The sequence below is a fragment of the Neoluteolibacter marinus genome, assembly GCF_014904755.1.
In the GTDB taxonomy this organism is placed as follows: Bacteria; Verrucomicrobiota; Verrucomicrobiia; order Verrucomicrobiales; family Akkermansiaceae; genus Haloferula; species Haloferula marina.
Genome location: NZ_JACZFQ010000095.1, coordinates 1 through 19,224 on the forward strand (window position 1 = coordinate 1; position 19,224 = coordinate 19,224).

At 63.5% G+C, this 19,224-nt stretch carries 10 protein-coding genes and 1 tRNA gene; 5 read left to right on the top strand and 6 right to left on the bottom strand.

Translation table 11 applies throughout. The features are described from left to right. Window positions 1-61 precede the first annotated feature (61 nt). Window positions 62-514: a hypothetical protein gene (locus IG178_RS17700; protein WP_193213909.1), complete on the top strand. Its 453-nt coding sequence runs from the start codon at window positions 62-64 to the stop codon at window positions 512-514. 38 nt (window positions 515-552) lie between these two features. On the opposite strand, the gene IG178_RS17705 is transcribed toward IG178_RS17700, so the two are convergent. Both IG178_RS17705 and IG178_RS17710 read right to left on the bottom strand, forming a co-directional pair. Then, on the bottom strand, window positions 553-1,041 hold the full coding sequence (locus tag IG178_RS17705) for a hypothetical protein (protein WP_193213910.1): 489 nt from the start codon (window positions 1,039-1,041) through the stop codon (window positions 553-555). A gap of 712 nt (window positions 1,042-1,753) precedes the next feature. Then, window positions 1,754-2,812: a tyrosine-type recombinase/integrase gene (locus tag IG178_RS17710; RefSeq protein ID WP_193213911.1), complete on the bottom strand. Its 1,059-nt coding sequence runs from the start codon at window positions 2,810-2,812 to the stop codon at window positions 1,754-1,756. A gap of 118 nt (window positions 2,813-2,930) precedes the next feature. Between IG178_RS17710 and IG178_RS17715 the strand changes: the two genes are divergently transcribed. From IG178_RS17715 to IG178_RS17725, 3 genes are all read left to right on the top strand, one after another. After that, window positions 2,931-3,003, top strand: a tRNA-Ile gene (locus tag IG178_RS17715). Between the two features lie 415 nt (window positions 3,004-3,418). Further along, complete coding sequence (locus IG178_RS17720; protein ID WP_193213912.1) at window positions 3,419-8,857, top strand: LamG-like jellyroll fold domain-containing protein; 5,439 nt, start codon at window positions 3,419-3,421, stop codon at window positions 8,855-8,857. A 400-nt stretch (window positions 8,858-9,257) separates the two neighbouring features. Next, a complete protein-coding gene (locus IG178_RS17725) occupies window positions 9,258-10,376 on the top strand; it encodes a LacI family DNA-binding transcriptional regulator (RefSeq protein ID WP_193213913.1) in 1,119 nt (372 codons plus the stop codon). A gap of 30 nt (window positions 10,377-10,406) precedes the next feature. Here IG178_RS17725 and IG178_RS17730 read toward each other — a convergent pair whose 3' ends face one another. From IG178_RS17730 to IG178_RS17745, 4 genes are all read right to left on the bottom strand, one after another. Beyond that, entirely contained in the window at window positions 10,407-11,282 is an 876-nt protein-coding gene (locus tag IG178_RS17730; protein ID WP_193213914.1) for an ROK family protein, read from the bottom strand. Window positions 11,283-11,468: 186 nt separating this feature from the next. Further along, complete coding sequence (locus IG178_RS17735; RefSeq protein WP_193213915.1) at window positions 11,469-12,032, bottom strand: elongation factor P; 564 nt, start codon at window positions 12,030-12,032, stop codon at window positions 11,469-11,471. A gap of 131 nt (window positions 12,033-12,163) precedes the next feature. Beyond that, a complete protein-coding gene (gene gltB / locus IG178_RS17740) occupies window positions 12,164-16,843 on the bottom strand; it encodes a glutamate synthase large subunit (protein WP_193213916.1) in 4,680 nt (1,559 codons plus the stop codon). A gap of 141 nt (window positions 16,844-16,984) precedes the next feature. Next, a complete protein-coding gene (locus tag IG178_RS17745; RefSeq protein ID WP_193213917.1) occupies window positions 16,985-17,836 on the bottom strand; it encodes an alpha/beta hydrolase in 852 nt (283 codons plus the stop codon). 93 nt (window positions 17,837-17,929) lie between these two features. Between IG178_RS17745 and IG178_RS17750 the strand changes: the two genes are divergently transcribed. Continuing rightward, the gene (locus tag IG178_RS17750; protein WP_193213918.1) at window positions 17,930-18,820 is read left to right on the top strand and encodes a hypothetical protein; all 891 of its coding nucleotides are present in this window, start codon (window positions 17,930-17,932) and stop codon (window positions 18,818-18,820) included. Window positions 18,821-19,224 lie beyond the last annotated feature (404 nt).

Sequence of the window (19,224 nt, forward strand, 5' to 3'; positions counted from 1 at the left end):
TGAATTCGGCGGTGTAGCGTCGCCGGGGCTTCGGATTCATGGATGGGGTTTCTGAAGGTTGGTGGTCCAGAAATCCAGCTCACCTCAGAATGACGACTGGGACAGGGAGGGGAAAATTGAGGTCTACTGGCAGGGGAAACCTGTCACGGGAGGCAACACGGTGGGAATTGAGCGGTGGAGATCGGAGCTCGGCGAGCTCGCGGCGACGGTTTCGGCGAGCCTGAAGCTCGCCCTCTATGTGGCCATGAGGGATCTCCGAGGAGAGCAACTCAGCATGGTTTTTGCCCTGCTTCACGAGCTGGACTTCCTCGTGAACCATGGGGACTCCTCCTGTTGGGGAGGAACGCAAGCCGGGGTATTGCAGGCCATGACGTCCGATCTGGAGGTTGTCTTCAAGCTCGCCCTTACTCTCCCGTGGGACCGCGCCCAGCACTTGCGTGGACCGACCTCGTTAACGAGATGGTTGGAGAGGAATCACCCTCTTTCCCCGAAGCCATTCTCGGAAGGCAAGTAGGCTCGGGAATTCACGATGAGCCCGCCAGATCCAGATCACTATTCGCCAATCATTGCCTTCGCTGTCGACTCCAGCATCCTCCGGACGGTCAAATTGCTGGCGGCTAGACCAGCCAGCGCCTCGAGTGCTTTTTGCGTCGACTTGGGCAGGTGGGGGGATTCCTCAATGGTGCATGCTCCCGCCTCCCTGTTTTTTGCGACGACTTCATAGTTCTTCGCGATCTTTGGGGGCACCAAGTCGCTGATGAAGGCCATAATGAGGCCAGGTTGTGCTGGTTTGGGCATCGCCAGGGTAATCCTTTCCAACTGGGTGGCGGAGGGATACCTGCCTTTGTCCCCGGGACGACAGTAGTGAGCGATGGTTCCAAGGGGGACTGCCGAAGCCCTGGAGAAAGTAGTCATGTTCCCTCCGAAATGCTCGTCAATCGCCCGACGAAGCTCATTGGCAAAGTGGTGGGATTTCGCGCGTGCAGGCATCACAATACTGTTGGTCGTCGCCGGCGTGCCGGCCTGGAGTCGAAATGGCATTGGATTCGCGGCTTCGGGCAAAGCGCTTGATGTCGCGCTGGGCCTCGAGAAAAGCTGCTGGCAGTAGATGTTGTGGAGTCGACGGGCTACTTCGAGCTTTTTGTCGGGGATCGCCTGGACCCATTGGTGATGATCTTCGACGTGGCGGTGGCAAACGCAGTTCGACTGCCTCCATGGCAAACCTGCGCCGATGACTGGTGGCAGTGCGTAAAATGATCCGGCACCACAGCATATGCCTCCAGAGGATCTCAAGTATCGAGCAAACGCCGTGCTTTCGTTCGGAGGCGACCGAGCCTTTGAAGCACTGTCCCCTCGCTCCCAACTCACCCCCTTACCCCCTCTCAACTCACCCCCTTACCCCCTCTCTTCCCAGAGGTGGCAAGGCGATGAGAACTCTACACGGACTTCTTTAGTCTGCCTCCGTGACTCGGAACCGGTTACCCAGCACTTCCGATGACCCCGGCAGAAAATGGCCTGCTGTTACAATGGTGCCGCCGTTGGAACCACGCGGGCCTGGATAAGGAACCCGCTCTCCTTCGTGCATGGCGGCGAGAGAGGAGAGCGGGTATTCGGACTCGTCCGAAAATGGCCCTGAACTGAATGCCGCCAAGCGTAGGAGATGGCGTGTTCCTATACTCCAGACTGGTCGGCAACAATGAGAAACTTGCGAAAATGCAAATCTATCCAGAAGCGCAATAATCATTCGGCGTCACTATGAGAGCTTCCTTGCACTCGCAAGCGAGTGTTCATCGCGCAGATGCCCGTAGGTCTTCATCGCCAGTGCGCCACCATCTTTGTGCCCGAGCCACTTTGAAACGGTGGGGATGTCGATTCCGCTTTCGATGCACCAGGTCGCGAAGAAGTGTCGGAGGTCATGCAGGCGAAGATGAGGGAGCCCCAATCGCTCGCAGGCGTTGTCTAGGGCGATTCGCGGCGTTCTGATGCTGAAGATCGGGACCTTCCCCTTGGCATCCGGTCGGCGCAGAGAATCGAGGACTTGGCGAAGTGGCTCCGACACGGGAATGCGGCGAATCTCCCTGTTCTTGGTCCCATTCTCCCCACCGGTGAGGGTGAGCCAGTCATCATCCACGTCTTCCCAGAGCGCTGCTTGCGCTTCGCCGTGGCGACAACCGGAATACGCGAGGAAAGCGACGAACAGGCTGGCCTGCTTCGAGGCTCGTTTCCCTTGGGATGCAATGGATTCGACGATTCGGCCCATATCCTCCTTGGAGGGCACCTCGAGCTTGCGGGGCACGATCCTGATCCTTTTGAGCTTCGCCATGGGATCGTCCATCCGCACGCCGGCATCGACGATGATTCCGGCCATGGTTTTTGCGACACTCAGCAGGTTGTTCGCCCGTTGGGCGGAGTAGGATTTTGTGATCGATTTCCACCAGGCGCTCGCTTCGGCGGAGGTCCATTTCCGGGCTGGCGTGGTCACAGGCAGGGTGCGGCGCAGGATCGCGATCAGATCCCGGTAGTAGTCGTTGGTCGCCGGCTTGGTATGCGGACGATCCACCAATTGCCCGGCGGTCAGGCGGATCGCGTCCTCGAGGGTGGTGATCCCGCCTTCCGGGCTCTCGGAGGCTGCAGCCTTTCGCAAGCTGGCGAGCATCTCGTCACGTTTCAGTTTCGCGGTGCGGAGATCGGATGTCTCGAGCGAGACTCGTTTGCCCTTGCCGGCCACCTTTGCGCGCAGGTAATAGGTCCCGCCGCTGTGACGAACCAGATTCTCACCCGCCTTCTTCCAGTCACCCGTCGCCTTCTTCATGCGGCAGGTGTTAGCCCATTATTCGGGTGGAATTCAAGTCGGGTAGTCAATCCGGGTAGTCAAAGTGGCGATTGTGGTCTTTTTTCCGGTCGCGTAAGTGTTTGGAATCAAGCAATTAGGGCCTGTAGCTCAGTGGTTAGAGCAGGGGACTCATAATCCTTTGGTCGCGGGTTCGAACCCCGCCGGGCCTACGCGTTGATGATGTTTCGGGCGACTGGGATCGAATCGTATTCCGATGTCATCTAACGGACGCCAGCTTCCAGCGAGGGATGATGTCGATGGTAGTTGCCGGAAGATGTTGGTGGATCAAAGTAACCCGTTTGGGTTATTCGCCGAGCTTGAGTGGGTTGGGGATGGGGTTTGATGGATGGAGTTCCATGGCATCAAGCCATCGGCTTTGATCGGGTTTGATACGTATCAATGCCGCGACGTTTGGCAACGGATGGGGGTCTGGGTAGTGGATTGCAGTAAGTGTATCCGGCGGAAAGGCGCGCTCGCCTTGCCACCATCCCGACCCGGCCGACGTAGGCCCCGACATCGGACGGGAGGGAGGAAAGGGCGGGAGCGGTCAACGGTCCGCCGGGTCACCCAATCCAAGTAAAACCCATGAGACCCAATATCCCTATCAATCGTCGCAATCTGCTCGAGACCGCCCTCGGTCTCGGGTGTCTGCTCGCATCCTCCGTCCCCTCCGCGGACGCCGCCGCCATCTGCTGGGATGGTGCCGCCTCCGCGGGCTGGGACGGCGTGACCAACTGGTCCGCGGTTTTCGGAGCCGAAACGCCGGATCCCGCCGCGGTGCCCGGACCAGGAGACGATGCCGTTTTCAATGTCGATACCGTCGACGGTGCGACCGTCATCGATCTCAACGGCGACCAGTCGGTGAATTCCCTGCTCTTCAACAACACCGGTGCGACCACCATCCAGGGCGGCAACGCCAACCACATCCTCACCGTGGGAGCGGGCGGCATCTCGGTCGATGCCGCCGCGGGCGCGGTGACCATCGGCTCCACCACCGACGGCCAGTTTGTCACCACGACCCTCGGTGCCACGCAGACCTGGGACAATCCGTCGGCAAATCCACTGGTTCTCTTGAACCCGATCGCGAGCGCCGCCGGGGCGGGTCTCACCAAGACCGGTGCGGGATCGGTCTGGCTCAACAACACCAACAACAACCACGCGATCAACGGCACACTGGATATCCAGGCGGGCAAGATCCAGATGTCCGGCGACGTCACCGCGGGCGGCCTCACCGGCTCGGGAGTGCTCGAGAATGGTGGTCCGAACAGCAAGTGGTTCTTCCTGAACTCGGCTTCCAACCAGGAGTTCGGGGGCTCGATCCAGAACGGCGCGACGGCGGCCCGCTTGGGCTTCGTCAAGCGCGGCGTGGGTGAGCTGACCCTGTCCGGCACCAGCGGCCCGGGCCTCGACTACCTCGGGCTTGAAAACGGCAAGATCATCCTGCCAACCGGCGGATCCCTGTCGGTGGGTGGCAGCGGCTACGGGACTGCCAACATCGGCAATACGGGAAACGTCAACAACAACGGGATCCTCGAGATCTCCGGCGGCACGCTCAATGCGGCACGCACCAACAACCCGGGTTTCGCGATCGGCGGCGGGAACAACTCCCGCGGCTTCGTCAAGATGACCGGCGGCGTCCTCAATGTCACCGAGCAGCTCAAGGTCGGCAATGGAAGCGCCACCGGGGTGTCGGCCCACGCCGGCTTCACCTTGGACGGCGGCACGGTCACCTCCGGCAGCTGGCTGGTGGTCGGGGCGAACTTCGACCGCTCGCTGCTGACCCAGAACGGCGGTTCGATCGCCGTGAACTCCAACCGCATGACCATCGGCGCCGGCGGCAACGGGTCGATCGGCGTGGTGAACCTTACCGGCGGAACCTTCAACATCGCGGCGGGCGGCAACACCGGGATCTTCCTCGGCGAGAACGGCACCGGCACGCTCAACATCAGCGGCACCTCCGCCGTCAGCCTCGCGACCAACGGCGGGGCGAACAGCGGGACCATGCAGTTCGCGGGTAACGCCAGTTCGCTGGCGGGAACCCTTAACCTGCTGGGCGGCAGCCTCAGCACCTTTGGCGTGACCAAGGGTGCCTCGACGGTGACCGGCGTCTATCAGGTCAACTTCAGCGGCGGCACCCTGAAGGCGGCGGGCACCAACACCAACTTCTTCGCCGACCTCGCCAATACCCAGGCCTTCGTCCACCCGGCGGGCGGGACGATCGATAACAACGGCCACGGCATCCGGATCGCCGAAGGGCTGCTGGCCCCCACCGGTGACGGCGTGAGCACCACCGGGCTGACCGTGGGCGGCGGCGGGTATCTCTATCCGCCGATCGTGACCATCACGGGTGGTGGCGGCACCGGTGCGAGCGCCGTGGCCAGCATCGATGCGTCAGGCAACCTGACCGGGATTACGATGACGAATCCGGGCGTCAATTACACCTCCGCTCCGACCTTCGCCCTCGTGGGCGGCGGCGCGGGGAATACCGGCACCGTTGGCGGCGCCGCGACGCTCGTGGCCAACGCCAGCGGCGGGATGACCTTCAACGGATCGGGCACGACCACGCTGACCGGCCCCAACACCTTCACCGGGCCGATCCTGATCAATGGCGGCAAGCTCGGATTCGGTGGCAACTATGCTTCCAACGCCGTGACCGTTGCATCCAGCGGCGGGATCGTGGTGGCGGACCCGGCCGGTGCGATCGGCACGCTCACCGTTTCCTCGCTCGACTTCGGCAGTGATGCCTCGGCCACCTTCGAGGCCGACACCGGCAACCTATGCGACAAGATCGTTACCGGCGACCTGACCCTCGGCAACCTGGCCGTCACGCTCTTTGCCGCCGGCACCACCAACCTGGCGGTTCCGGGAACCTATACGCTGATCGAATACAGCGGCACGTTCTCAGGTGGTACCGGCGGCCTCAGCGTGGCCAACCAACAGGTCGGCTTCCTCTACAACTTCAACGACACCGGCAGCGCGATCACCGTCGAGGTGGTCTCCGCCGATGCCGACGGCGACGGGATGACCGACGCCTACGAGGATGCCAACGGTCTCGACAAGAACGACGACGGGTCCATCGGCGAAAGCTCTCCCGGCGCGAAGGACGGCCCGAATGGCGCCCTCGGCAACATCGACGGGGACTTCTCGAGCAACTACGAGGAGTTCCTCGCCGGTACCGGCGCCAACGACGCGTCGTCGGACCCGAACAACATCGACAACGACGGGCTGCTCGACAGCTGGGAAGTCACGAACTTCGGCAGCACCACGGCGCAGTCGGGTGCGGATGACTTCGACGGCGACTTCGACAGCAACCTGTTGGAGTTCACCAACGGCACCGACGCCACGCTTGCCGGTAGCTACAGCGACACCGACGGCGACCTGATGGGGGATGGCTGGGAGATCGAGTTCTTCTCCGACATCACCGCGAAGGACGGCACGGCGGACAGCGACTCCGACAACTTCACGGACCTCGAGGAGTACCAGTATGGATCCGACCCGCAGGATTCGTCGTTCTCCCCGGCGTTCGCGCGGGGAACCCACCGTTGGAGCTTCACCGGGGATCTGTCCGACTCGATCGGCTCGGTTACCGCGACGATCGAGAACGGAACCACCGACGGTGCCAACGTGGCCACGGTCGGTGCCACCTCGGTGACCATGACGGGGGGCGCGAAGGCGAACTCGCAGTGGGTGAAGCTCGGCAGCAACCTGCTCCCGTCGCGCAACACACCGTGCACCATCGAGCTGTGGGCGACGACCAACGGGATCCAGAACTGGTCGCGGATCTTCGACTTCCACGACAGCATCAATGAAAACATGTTCATGAGCTGGACCCGCGGGACCGGAGCCCTGACCAATCGCACCGAGTGGCGCGATAACGTGGTCGACGGGCTGACCGATGTGATCACCGGAGCCTACGTGGTGGGCACCAAATATCACATCGTGATGACGATCGAACCCGCCGCGGTGGCGGGAAGCTCGCTGGTGAAGTGCTATGCGGCTCCGGAGTATGACGGGGTCACGAACTTCGACCTCGGGCCCGCCTGGGGCACCTTCACGATCGCCAACACGCTGGCGTTCCTGAACGACACCATCGACGCGCTCGGCTATTCGCCCTGGGGCGACAACACGGCCAGCGCAACCTACGATGAGGTTCGTCTCTGGGACGGTGCGCTTCCGGAATGGGCCTTGCAGGCCCTGCACGAACAGGGCCCCGACAACGCCGCGCAGGTCGACTCGGAGCCGGACGGTCTGCCGGACGCCTTCGAGCAGTATTACTTCTTCGGTCTCGACCAGGGTCCGAACGACGATCCGGACGGTGACTTCAGCACCAACCTCGAGGAACTGCTGGCCGGATCCGACCCGAGCGACCAGCTCTCCAGCCCGAACGATTCGGACGGGGACAACCTGCCCGACTCCTGGGAGCTGAATTACTTCGGCAACCTCGATCAGGACGAGTTCGGTGACAGCGACGGCGACTTCTCGTTCAACTACGAAGAACTTGCCGCCGGTTCCAATCCGACGCTCTACACCTCGTTCCCGGACGACGACGGGGACCTGATCTCGGATGGCTGGGAATTGAACTTCGGGGTGTTTGATCCCGAGTCCGATGACGATGGTGACAACTTCACCGCGCTCCAGGAATTCGTTGCGAAGGGCGATCCGTTCGATCCGCTTTCGCCCGGCGTGCCTGACGGCGACAGCGACAACGACAACCTGCCCGACCAGTGGGAAGTCGCCCAGTTCGGCAACATCACCTCGCAGGATGCCAGCGGTGACCCGGATGGCGACCTCGCCGACAACCTCAGCGAGTACCAGGCATCGTCCGACCCGACCGTGGAAACCGGCGCGACGTCCACCCCGACCGACATCAACGGAGACGGAACGAGCGACGTGTTCGCCTTCTACGACTTCGAATCGACCGGTTCGGGAATCGTGGACAAGGACTCCGAAGCAACGCCGCTCACTCATCGTCTGGGCGGAACGGGCACGACCATCGTGTCACCGGATCCCGGCCTCGACCTTGACACGACGGCGGGGACGCTGTCGCTGACGACCAGCACCAGTGACATCAACGGTCAGGTCAACATGGCGCAGCTCGAGGCGCTCGGGATCCCGCTCTCGTCGCTCGGCTTCACCGGCACCGAGGACTTCCGGATCCGGGCCCGCTATGTCGACCTGCCGGTACTGGGAGGTTACGACCAGATCGGCGCCTATGTCGGCACCAGCTCGCAGGCCATGACCCGCGCAGCGGCGATCGGCGGCAACTACAGTGCCCTCGGCGTCAACACCAACGGAACCAATGACGCCGATGCGTTCTTCGGGGCGGCGGGAACCGGCGGGGTGGCCGAGCGCGACCTGATCGTCGTCATCGAACGGATCGGCGGCGTGTGGTCGATGAGCTGCAACGGCAACTTCTCGACCCCGGGCGTCCAGCCGGCCTTCCTCGATGGCGTGGCCACGCTTGAGGCGGGGGTCTTCGTGCTCGACGGCGGCAATGCCACCCCGACCAACAAGGTGGCCCAGCTCGACAGCTTCACGGTGGTCCGGTTCGGCCAATCGAATCCGGACTCCGACAATGACGGCATGGATGACGCCTGGGAAATGGCCAACTTCAGCGGGGACACCTCGCGGGATGGCACCGGTGACTTCGACCTCGACGGCATCATCGACCTCGTCGAGTTCGCCTTCAACGGGGATCCGAAGAACCCGTCGTCCCGCGGCGTCATTAGCAGCGCCCTGGTGGATACCAACGCCAACAGCCAGAAAGAGCTGACGCTCACCATCGCAGTGCGGGCGGGTGCCACCTTCGCTCCGGGGGTCGACGGGGTGCAGACCGCCACGGTCGGCGGTGTGACCTACACCATCCGCGGCTCGCAGAACCTCACGGACTTCACCAGCGCGGTGAGTGTCGTGGGATCGACGGCCTCGGGCGATCCCGACTATGAACTCCACACCTTCCGGCTGGATGCATCGGAAGGCCTCGGCGGGAAGGGCTTCCTTCAAGCCGGTGCCAGCCATCCGTAAGCCGGTTGGCTGAACCTCCGTCCCCCGGGGCCCCAGCGGCTCCGGGGGATTTTTTTGTACGATCGACGGTTCGGAATGAATGATGGGTAGGATTTCGACGTCTGGAGAAAACATCATAGTTCGGGATGCCGAAGGGTTGTGCTGGCTGGCTTTGAGAAGCCTTCAGAGCGCATGGTTTGGTGGGTTTCGAGTCTTGTTTCGCAGGAGGAACCCGTTTGGATGATTGGCTTGGCGGTGGCTGGAATGATTGGAATGGTAAAAAGATACAAGAAGACATCCGTGACATACTAGCAGGATCCGGGCTGGGTGGTATGCTTGCTCCACTAAACCCAGAGTGTCTCTCCATCTTGCCTGTCTTCGGCAGGGGCTTGGAAAGGCCTCAAAAAAACCGGAAAAACCCATGAGTAAGTCGGACCTTCGACCCACCCAGAAGGAACTCGCGCGGGTCTTGGGCATGGCCCAGTCCACCGTTTCGATGGCACTTCGCGGCGATCCCGCGATCAACGAGAAAACCCGCGCGATGGTGTTGGAGAAGGCCGCCGCCCTGGGCTACCAGCCGAATCCTTCGGGCGCGGCGCTGGCCCATCTGCGCCAGGCGTCGACGGTTCCCGCCGTCAGGGCCTCGCTGGCGTGGCTGAGTTGCTGGCAAGACCCCGCCAGCCTGCAGGGGAGCCGGGAGATCGATCAGCTTTGGAAGGGTGCCGCCGCAGGTGCCGCGGAGTTGGGCTATCGCCTTGATGAATTTGTCGTCGGACCCGAGCTGCCGCTGCCGCGCCTGGAAAAGGTGCTGCACGCGCGGGGAGTGAGGGGAATCATCTTGCCGCCGGGGCCGGTTCCCGCGGATTGGAGGAAGTTCGACTGGGACTCGTTCTCGGTGGTCCGTTTGGGCCGACTTCCCGATGCCAGCGGGCTAACGCCCAGCGTGGTGGTCGATGACCAGATGAACAACGCGCTGCTGGCATTCAGGACCATCCGCGGGATGGGTTACAAGCGGATCGGGTTTGTCGGCAGGCCGGATGCCCTGCGTTCCTTCTCGGCGGGGTATTTCCTGGGGCAACAGGAAGTTCCCGTGGGTGATCGCTTGCCGCTGTTGATGGCGTCCGCCGGTGAGTCGAACCGTTGGGAGGACTCTTTCCGCGATTGGTTTGAAGCCGAGAGCCCGGACGCCATTCTCACGGATTGCCCGGAAGTGCCGCAAGTCTTGTCCCGGATGGACGTCAGGATTCCCTCCGATGTCGGGGTGGCGGCGCTTGGGCTTTTCGATTGCCCGGTATCCGCGGGAATCGAACGGAACTCCCTCGAGGTCGCGTATTCGGGAGCCCAACTGCTGCATTCGTTGATCAAGAAAGGTTCGCTGGGGATGCCGGAGATTCACCGTGAACTCGTGATCAAGGGGCGCTGGATCGATGGTGATAGCCTGCCCAAGCGTCATTTGCAGAGTTTGGGGACACCCGCGGAAGGACCGGCGCCACGCGGTGTTCTCGTGGGTGCGGGTGCCCGCTACCTGCAGGCTTCCTGAGCGTCATGTGGCCCCGGGAGATGTGGCAGATCAGGGATTTGACGGGCCCGTGTGGCGATCGGTGAGGAGCAAGGCGCCGATGATGCCCGCTTGCTGACCGAGGGCGGGAGCCACCACGTACGGTGTTTGTCGGAGCGGGGTAAAGTAGCCGGCGGCGATCTCTTCCAGCAATGCGCCTGTTTTTTCATGGAACCCGCTCGCCTGGGACACCCCGCCGCCGATGATGATGCGGGCGGGAGAGACGATGCCGAGGAGGGAGAGCGAGCCGTGGGCGAGGTACCATGCCTCGGTGTTCCAGGCGGGATGATCCGCGGGAAGGTCGGCGGCCTGCGCACCCCAGCGAGCCGCCATGGCGGGACCACAGGCGAGGCCTTCTAGGCAGTCGGCATGGAAGGGGCAGACACCCGCGAAGCTGTCTCCCGGCATTCGTGGAACCTTGAGATGTCCGAACTCCGGATGAAGGGCGCCGTGGATCAGGTGACCGCCGGACAGGATGCCGGCCCCAATCCCGGTGCCGATGGTGATGTAGGCCACATCATCCAGGCCGCGGGCAGCGCCCAGGCGGGCTTCGGCCAGGGCCGCGGCATTGACATCGGTTTCAAGGGTCAGCCTGGCGGAGGGGAAAGCAGCCGCCAGGGCACGGGTGATGGAGAATCCCGCCCATCCGGGCTTCGGGGTTGCCAGCAACTGGCCATGGTTTGCGCGGCCCGGAACCACGCCGAGCGGCCCGAAGGCAGCGATCCCGATGTCGCCCGGCGTGCCGCGCTCACGGAGCCAGCCCGTGATCTGCGCGAAGGTCTCGTCCGGCGAGGCGGTGGGGAAGCGCCACTCTTCCATAACCTGCCCGTCGGCGGTGCCGGTGGCGACGACGGTTTTGGTGCCGCCCAATTCAATGCCTGCGATCATGCAAAAGGCCTAACCCGTGGAATCCGGGACGGCGAGCGCTACGGGAGACGATCGGGGGATTTCCGGGGGGGCTGAAGCTGATCGAGGCGGTGCTCCTTTCCGGTGGTTTTCCAATGATCCGGAGGAAACGCCGGTACATGGAAACGCCGGGCTTCTCCGAGGAAAGCCCGGCGTCGAGAGCAGGGGTCAGGCTCGGCTGATGTAGGAGCCGTCGTCGGTCTTGATGATCAAACGTTCGCCGGGATTGATGAACAAGGGCACCTGGACGACCAGGCCGGTCTCCATGGTGGCGGTCTTGTAGGCGTTGTTGGCGGAATCGCCCTTCACGCCTTCCGGGGATTCGGTGACGACCATTTCCATCGAGGGTGGCAACTCGATGTCGGCGACGATCCCGTCGGCGAAAAGCAGCGTGTATGGCTGGCCCTCGATGAGGTAGTTGCGGACGGAATCGATGATCTCGTCGTGCACCGCCACGTCGTCATAGGTTTCGTTGTGGAGGAAGTGATAGCCGCCGGAATCCTTGTAGGAATACTCGTGGGGGATGCGCTCGAGATGGACGGATTCCATCGAGTCGTTCGACGTGAGGCGCAGGTTGGAGACCTTCTTGCTGGCGACGCTGCGGATCGACATCACCACATAGGATGCCATGCGCGGCGGCGTCTTGAGTTCATGGGAGATCACGACACAGACGTCGTTGTTGTGACGGACGGCGTGTCCCTTGCGGAGGTTGATTGCGGGCGTGCTTGCCATGGTTGCGAAGCGGGATAGGGGGGGCGGACCCGTCGTGCAAGCGTGGAGTTTCCGCCCGGACCGCCGGACCGGCGACAGAAAGGCCGGCCCTCCGGATTTCTCCGAGGGGCCGGCCCGGGAATGGTTTCGGCTCAGCGTGCGCCGGCAGGGTCGGAAGCCGCCTCGTGTTCCGCCTCGGCGGCCTCCAGGGCGGCACGCTCCTTGGCGATCACGCGGACGAACTTCTGCAGGCTGTGATCCCAGTCGTCGAGCAGGGCGGCGGCGTGCGGGCTGCCGGTCTTGTCCGCATGATCGGTGATCAGCTTCTTCAGGTCGGCGATGTCCTGGGCGCGCTGGACGGGCAGGGAAACCACCATCTCGGGGTTGATCCGGGAGTAGAAGCGGCCGTCGACATCATAGACGTAGGCGGTCCCGCCGGACATCCCGGCGCCGAAGTTCTTCCCGGTCTTGCCGAGGATGGCAACGTTGCCGTTGGTCATGTATTCGCAACCGTGGTCACCCACGCCCTCGACCACCGCGGTGGCCCCGGAGTTGCGGACGGCGAAGCGCTCGCCGGCCCGGCCGTTGGCGTAGAGCGCGCCACCGGTGGCGCCGTAGAGCGAGGTGTTGCCGAGGATGGTGTTGGTCGCCGGATTGAACTTCGAACCCGGGGTGACCTTGACCACGATCTCGCCCGCGGCCATGCCCTTGCCGGTGTAGTCGTTGGCCTCGCCGGTGAGCTCGATCTTGACGCCGGACACCAGGAAGGTGCCGAGCGACTGGCCGGCGGACCCGCGCAGCTTGAGGGTCACGGCGGTGTGGCCGTTGAAGCCGGTGTTGCCGTGGATCTCGGCGATGCGGCCGGACAGGCGGGTGCCGATGTTACGGTCGGTGTTGACGATGTCGTAGCTGAGTTCGACCGGTGCACGGTCGGGCAGCGCCATGATCGCGGCGGCGATTTCCGGCGGCGTCGAATCGCGGCCGTATTCCGGCGTGTCCGCCGGGATGTCACCGGTGCCGACGGCCTGGACCAGATCGCGCAGGATCTGGAGGTCGAGCGGGGTCTTGGAGATGCCGTCGTTGCGGTCCTGGGTGCAGATCCGGGACAAGCTGGAGGCCTCCACACCGTGGTGCTTGGCGAGGTCGGGGATGACGTCCTTGAGGACCGGGTCGAGGTTGACCAGGTTGGCCTTGGGGTGGCCCGGGACTTCGCGCTGGCGGAGGAACTCCGGCCGCCCGATTAGCTCGTCGAGGCTGCGGATCCCGAGTCCGGCCATGATTTCACGGGCTTCCTGGGCGACGCCGTTGAGGAAGTTGACCACCATTTCCGGGGTGCCCTTGAACTTGGCGCGCCACTTCGGATCGGTGGTAGCGACCCCGACCGGGCAGTTGTTGAGGTGGCACTTGCGGACGTAGACGCAGCCCATGGCGATCATCGCGATGGTGCCGAAGTTGTACTCCTCGGCGCCGAGGATGGCGGCAGTGACGATGTCGCGGCCGGTGCGCAAGCCGCCGTCGGTGCGGACGATCACCCGGTTGCGGAGATTGTTGATGAGCAACGTCTGCTGGGCCTCGGAGAGACCCAGTTCCCACGGTGATCCGGCGTGCTTCGTGGAGGACAGTGGCGAGGCGGCGGTGCCGCCGTCGTGGCCGGAGATCAGGATGGTGTCGGCGCTGGCCTTGGCGACGCCGGAGGCGACGGTGCCGACGCCGGTTTCGGCGACGAGTTTCACCGTGATCCGCGCCCGCGGGTTCACTTCCTTGAGGTCGTGGATGAGCTGGGCGAGGTCCTCGATACTATAGATGTCGTGGTGCGGCGGCGGCGAGATCAGCTGGACGCCGGGCTGGGTGTTGCGCAGGCGGGCGATCAGGGCGTTGACCTTGTGGCCGGGAAGCTGGCCGCCTTCACCGGGCTTGGCGCCCTGGGCCATCTTGATCTCCAGCTCGTCGGCATTGACGAGGTAGAAAGCGGACACGCCGAATCGGCCTGAGGCAACCTGCTTGATCCACGACCGGGCCATGTCGCCGTTGGCGTAGGGCTTGAAGCGGACGGGATCCTCGCCGCCCTCGCCGGAATCGGACTTGGCACCGATCCGGTTCATGGCGATCGCCAGTGTTTCGTGCGCCTCGGGCGAGAGAGCGCCGAGCGACATCGCCGCGGTGGTGAAGCGGCGGCGGATGTTTTCGATCGGCTCGACCTCGTCGAGCGGAACCGGGCCGGAAGAGGAGGGGACGAATTCGAAGAGGTCCTTGATCGCGACCGGAGTGGTCTCGAGGGTCATCTTGACGTAGTCCTCGTAATCCTCGGCCTTGCCGCTCTTCACGAAGGTGTGGAAGTTCTTGATGACGTCGGTGGTCAGGGCGTGGCGTTCGCCGGACTTGCGGAAGCGGTTGTAACCGGGATCACCGAGGTCGAGCGTTTCGCCGGCCGGGACTTCCGTTTCGAAGGCGGTACGGTGGCGGATGAGCGACTCCTCGGCGATCTCGTGGAAGCCGATGCCGCCGATCTTCGACTGCACGCCGGTGAAGGCGTAGTCGACCACGTCCTTGCCGATGCCGATGGCTTCGAAGATCTGGGCACCCTGATAGGAGTTGAGCACCGAGATGCCCATCTTGGACATGATCTTGAGCACGCCCTTCTCGAGGGCCTTGGCGTAGTTTGCCATCGCCTTTTCGACGATGATGCCGTCGAGCTTGCCCTTGCCTTCATCGGCCGCGACCAGCTGGCGCACGGTGGCAAAACCGAGATACGGGCAGACGGCGGTGACGCCGAAGCCGAAGGCACAGGCGACCTGGTGGGTGTCGCGGATCTCACCGGACTCGATGACCAGCGAGCAGCGCATCCGCTTGCGGACGCGGTTGAGGTGATGATGGACGGTGCCAATCGCGAGGATCGACGGGATCGGCACGCGGCTGGTCGATGCGGCTCGATCCGACAGGATCATGATGCTGACGCCCTTCTCGACCGCGGCCTCCGCTTCGGCGCAAAGTTCGTCGAGGCGCGCCTTGAGACCTTCCTTGCCGGAGGCAGCCGGCCAGGTGATGTCGAGCACCGCGGACGGGAAGCCGTGTTCCTCGAGATGCTTGATGCGCTCGAGCTGGTGCTCGAAAAGGATCGCCGACTCGAGGTTGACGATGCGGCAGTGTTCCGGGGAATCCTCGAGAAGGTTCCTTTCCGGGCCGAGGCCCGCCGAGGAACTCATCACCGCCCATTCGCGGATCGGGTCGATCGGCGGGTTGGTGACCTGGGCGAAGCGTTGCTTGAAGTAGGTGAAGAGCAGGCGGGGATAGGTCGACAGGACCGCCAGCGGGATGTCATCGCCCATCGAGAACACCGCCTCCTGGGCCGCCTTGATCATCGGCGGGAACACCATGTCGAGCTCCTCGATCGAGATGCCGTGGGCCACTTGCTGACGCGAAAGCTCGAGCGCGGAGAAGTCCTCGGCCGGGGCCAGGGCTTCCGGCGAGCAGAAGCGGCGGAGTTCCAGCCGGTTCTCGTCGATCCAGCGGCCGTAGGGCTTTTGCTTGGCCAGGGCTTCCTTGACCTCGCGGTCGTTGCGGACTTCCCCGGTCGAAGTGTCGACCGAGAGCATCTGGCCGGGGCCGAGGCGGCCCTTGCGAATGACGGTGGTGTCGTCGATGACGACCGCGCCGGCTTCGGAGCCGATGTAGAGCAAGCCGTCCTCGGTGAGCTTGTAGCGCGACGGGCGGAGGCCGTTGCGGTCGAGCGAGGCGCAGAGCTTGACGCCGTCCGTGTAAACCAGGCCGGCCGGTCCGTCCCAGGGTTCGGAGAAGGACCGGGTGTACTGATAGAAGGCCCGCAGGTCGTCGGAAATGTCCTCGTCGTTGCGGTAGGCGGGAGGAACCAGCATGCACATCGCGTGCTCGAGCGAACGGCCGGAGAGGACCAACAGCTCAAGGGCGTGGTCGAGGGACGCGGAGTCTGACTCATGCTCGTTCATCAGGTCCTGGAGCAGTTCGACGTCCTTGCCCCAGATCTCGCTCTCGAAGAACTCCTCGCGGGAAGCCATCCAGTTGCGGTTGCCTTCGACGGTGTTGATTTCACCGTTGTGGCACATCATGCGGAAGGGCTGGCCGAGCGGCCAGGCCGGGAAGGTGTTGGTCGAGAAGCGCTGGTGGTAAAGCGTGATCGCGGTTTCGAAATCGGAGTCCTGGAGGTCCTTGTAGAACGCGCGCAGGGCGGCCGGCATGGCGAGGCCCTTGTAGGAAATGAGCCGGCTCGAGAATGACGGCATGTAAAAGCCGTTCAGGCCCTTGGTCTGCCGCTCGATGGCGCGGCGGCACAGGAAGAGCTGGCGCTCGAAGTGATCGCCGTCCCAACCGGCAGGCTTGCGGAGCAGGAGGTGTTCGATTTGCGGGCGGGTTGCCAGCGCGAGCTTGCCGAGGGCGTCCGGATCGACCGGCGCCTCGCGCCAGCCGATGACGGAGATGCCGCGCTTGGCGACGACCTCTTCGGCCATGGCCTTGAGCTGCTGGCGGCCGGCGGCATCGTCGACCGGGAGGAAGAACACCGCGACTGCAAGGTCGCCGGGGTCATGGAGCTTGGTGCCGAGCGCTTCCGCTGCCTTGAGGAAGATCGGGTAGGGGATCTGCGAGAGGATGCCGGAGCCGTCACCGGTCTTCATGTCGGCATCGACCGCACCGCGGTGGGTCATGTTGCACACCGAGCTCAGCGCATAGTCGAGGATCTGGTAGGAGCGCTTGCCGTGGATCTGGGCGATGGCGCCCATGCCGCAGTTGTCGCGTTCGGCCGAAAGGCGGTGGAGGGATCCGGAAACCAGCGGAGTGCTCGGGTGATAATAGGGATTCATCGCAGGAAATGGCAGAAATTGCCGTCCCCGCGGACCCGCGTTTTTACCACGGCGCGGAGCTCTCCCGCGGGGCGGGGAATAAACGGCAGCTTCCTCGGAGTGCCAAGCAGGAATTGTGCCCTCGCCGCCCGTCCGGTTCTGTCATAACGGCTCCACCAGCCCCTCGTCGGCCGGTGCCGGTTCAAGCAGGCCGAGACTCACCAAAAAGCGGTCGGCGGCGGAGACGCTCAGCTCGTAGTGGAGGTCGGAAACGTTGAAATTGAAGAACGAGTGCTCGGCGTTCTCGAAATCCACCAGCTCGATCTTGTTCCGGCGCCAGCGCATCGACTTGCAGAACTTTTCCGCATGCACGAAGGGTGTCACCCGGTCGCGCTTGCCGTGGAAAAGGATCATCGGCGGCGCCTTGCGGCGGACGGCCCGCAGCGGCGACAGGCGCTTGGCGGTCGAGTGGTCCGGGAAGCGTTGGAGCAAGGGGTGGACCATCGGGTCCAACAGGGTGCTGAACAGCAGGAGGGCGGCCGGGGAATAGGCCGGGGCGACCTCGTCTTTTTTCAGTTTCGGCAGCGTCACGGCAAGTGCCAGGAAGGCCCCGCCGGCCGCACCACCGAGGATGACCTTGGACGGATCGACGCCGAAATGTTGCTCAAAGCCTGCCACCCATTTCAGGAAGGCATGGAGATCCTCGAGCGCCTCGACGGGGCCCGTCCGGTGGACCGAGCCGACGCGGGTTTCCAGCGTTACCGTCACTGCTCCGCGCTGGGCGAAATGCAGGCAATGGGGGACAAACTGGGTGGCCATCGGCGACTCCCAGAAGCCGCCGTGAAGAAAAATGATGAGCGGCCGCAGGTCGCCCTGTTCGAAGCCCGGGGGCGTGAAGAAGTGGGCTTGGAGCGGACCTTCCGGAGATTCCGCATACGTGAAGGTGGTCGCAGATTTCAGCATCTCCCGCTGGCGGGCCTGGCCGATCAGCGGGGTTCTATGGAGCTGACTCATCAAGGGGGAATGGGAAGGTCGGATCTCCGGAAACGGCCGGAGGACGAAAAGAATTGTTATGAGCGAGGCCTCCTTGTCCAATCCAATTCACCGATGACGCGCTTCCTGATCTATCTCGCAGTGTTCACTTTGCCCGCAGCCAGCATGGCTCAGGCCCCTTCGCCGGCGCTCGGGAAATCCCTGGTCGCCAGCTACCAGGCCTGGCGCACGTCGATCGTCCGCAAGGACGCCAGCGCATGGAAGCGGGCCACGGCCGCCCATCGCCAGGTGGAGGTGCGCAACCGGCTGGTGTCCGAAAAGCGGCCGTTTCCGCAGGCGGTGTTCAGCTTGCCGGCACCGCCACCCGGGCTGGACGGATTGAAAATCATCCACCTCTCCCAGCGCGGCGCCACCGCCAAGGCGGCGTTTTTCGGCAAGGTCAATTTCGGGGTCGAGGGCGAACCGACCGACAACATCCTGGTGCTCTCCTTCATCAACACCAATGGCACGTGGCTCTACGACCGGGCGGACTTCGTCAATCTCGCTGCCCTGCCGGAGGTAAGGAAGGAACTTACGGCCGGGGACCTCAAGTATGTCGAGGAGACTCCCGAATTCCAGGCGACCGGGGTGGTGCCTCCGAGTCCGCCGATGGTTCCGGCGGCGAAGTACATCGCGAAGGTCTACGTGTTCTGTCCGGGACGGGAAGTGCAGGTTCAGATCAATCAATTCAGCCGCCACCGCTTTGCCAACGCGAAGGAGGCCGAGGTGATTCTCGGCGGGGCCAAGGACGGTGCGAACTCGATCGCCTACACGGTCAAGGGACTCGAAGGCGGGACCGGCAAGGAAGCATTCACGATCCGCGTCTACCTCATGTCGGAGATCGAGGGGACCAAGCCCATCAAGGCTTTCGAGTATCAGGTGGAGGAGGGCGGTATCCTGAAGCCCTTCGCATCCACCAGCTTCACGGTGGATCCTGCCACCGGAGCCAAGTTGCTGCGCCGCTGAGCTTGCGAGGTCGGTAGTCCGGCCAAGAGGGGGGCTGGAGCCCGTTGTGGCGGATTTGTTTGTCTTTCCGACGCGTCGTATCCGCGCGTGCCGGCGAAAAAGTTTCGTCCCGGATCGAACTCATGAGGGAGCTTCATGGGGCTGTCATTTTGCGAAGACATCTAAGGTTCAATGGTGTTCAAAAGTTATTCACAGATTTTCTTGTTAAGGGATCCTGATCATTTACATTCCCCCAAACGTCAATCCCTCTAACGGGGTTTGACCGGGCTAAGAAGTTCCATGAAAAGCCCCGGCATCATCGTGCAAGTCGCCATGGCTCCCCCCGGCCGGATTGACCGTCTCGACCCGGATTATCGTTCGGTTGGGCGGATCAAATCCCGGAAAAGCCGGGCGGATGGTGCCCC

What these genes read in the sequence shown, in the direction of transcription:
- IG178_RS17710 (WP_193213911.1), bottom strand. Translation starts at nt 2,812, where the DNA reads ATGAAGAAGGCGACGGGTGACTGGAAGAAGGCGGGTGAGAATCTGGTT.
- IG178_RS17735 (WP_193213915.1), bottom strand. Translation starts at nt 12,032, where the DNA reads ATGGCAAGCACGCCCGCAATCAACCTCCGCAAGGGACACGCCGTCCGT.
- gltB (WP_193213916.1), bottom strand. Translation starts at nt 16,843, where the DNA reads ATGAATCCCTATTATCACCCGAGCACTCCGCTGGTTTCCGGATCCCTC.
- IG178_RS17725 (WP_193213913.1), top strand. Translation starts at nt 9,258, where the DNA reads ATGAGTAAGTCGGACCTTCGACCCACCCAGAAGGAACTCGCGCGGGTC.
- IG178_RS17730 (WP_193213914.1), bottom strand. Translation starts at nt 11,282, where the DNA reads ATGATCGCAGGCATTGAATTGGGCGGCACCAAAACCGTCGTCGCCACC.
- IG178_RS17750 (WP_193213918.1), top strand. Translation starts at nt 17,930, where the DNA reads ATGACGCGCTTCCTGATCTATCTCGCAGTGTTCACTTTGCCCGCAGCC.
- IG178_RS17745 (WP_193213917.1), bottom strand. Translation starts at nt 17,836, where the DNA reads ATGAGTCAGCTCCATAGAACCCCGCTGATCGGCCAGGCCCGCCAGCGG.
- IG178_RS17720 (WP_193213912.1), top strand. Translation starts at nt 3,419, where the DNA reads ATGAGACCCAATATCCCTATCAATCGTCGCAATCTGCTCGAGACCGCC.
- IG178_RS17705 (WP_193213910.1), bottom strand. Translation starts at nt 1,041, where the DNA reads ATGCCATTTCGACTCCAGGCCGGCACGCCGGCGACGACCAACAGTATT.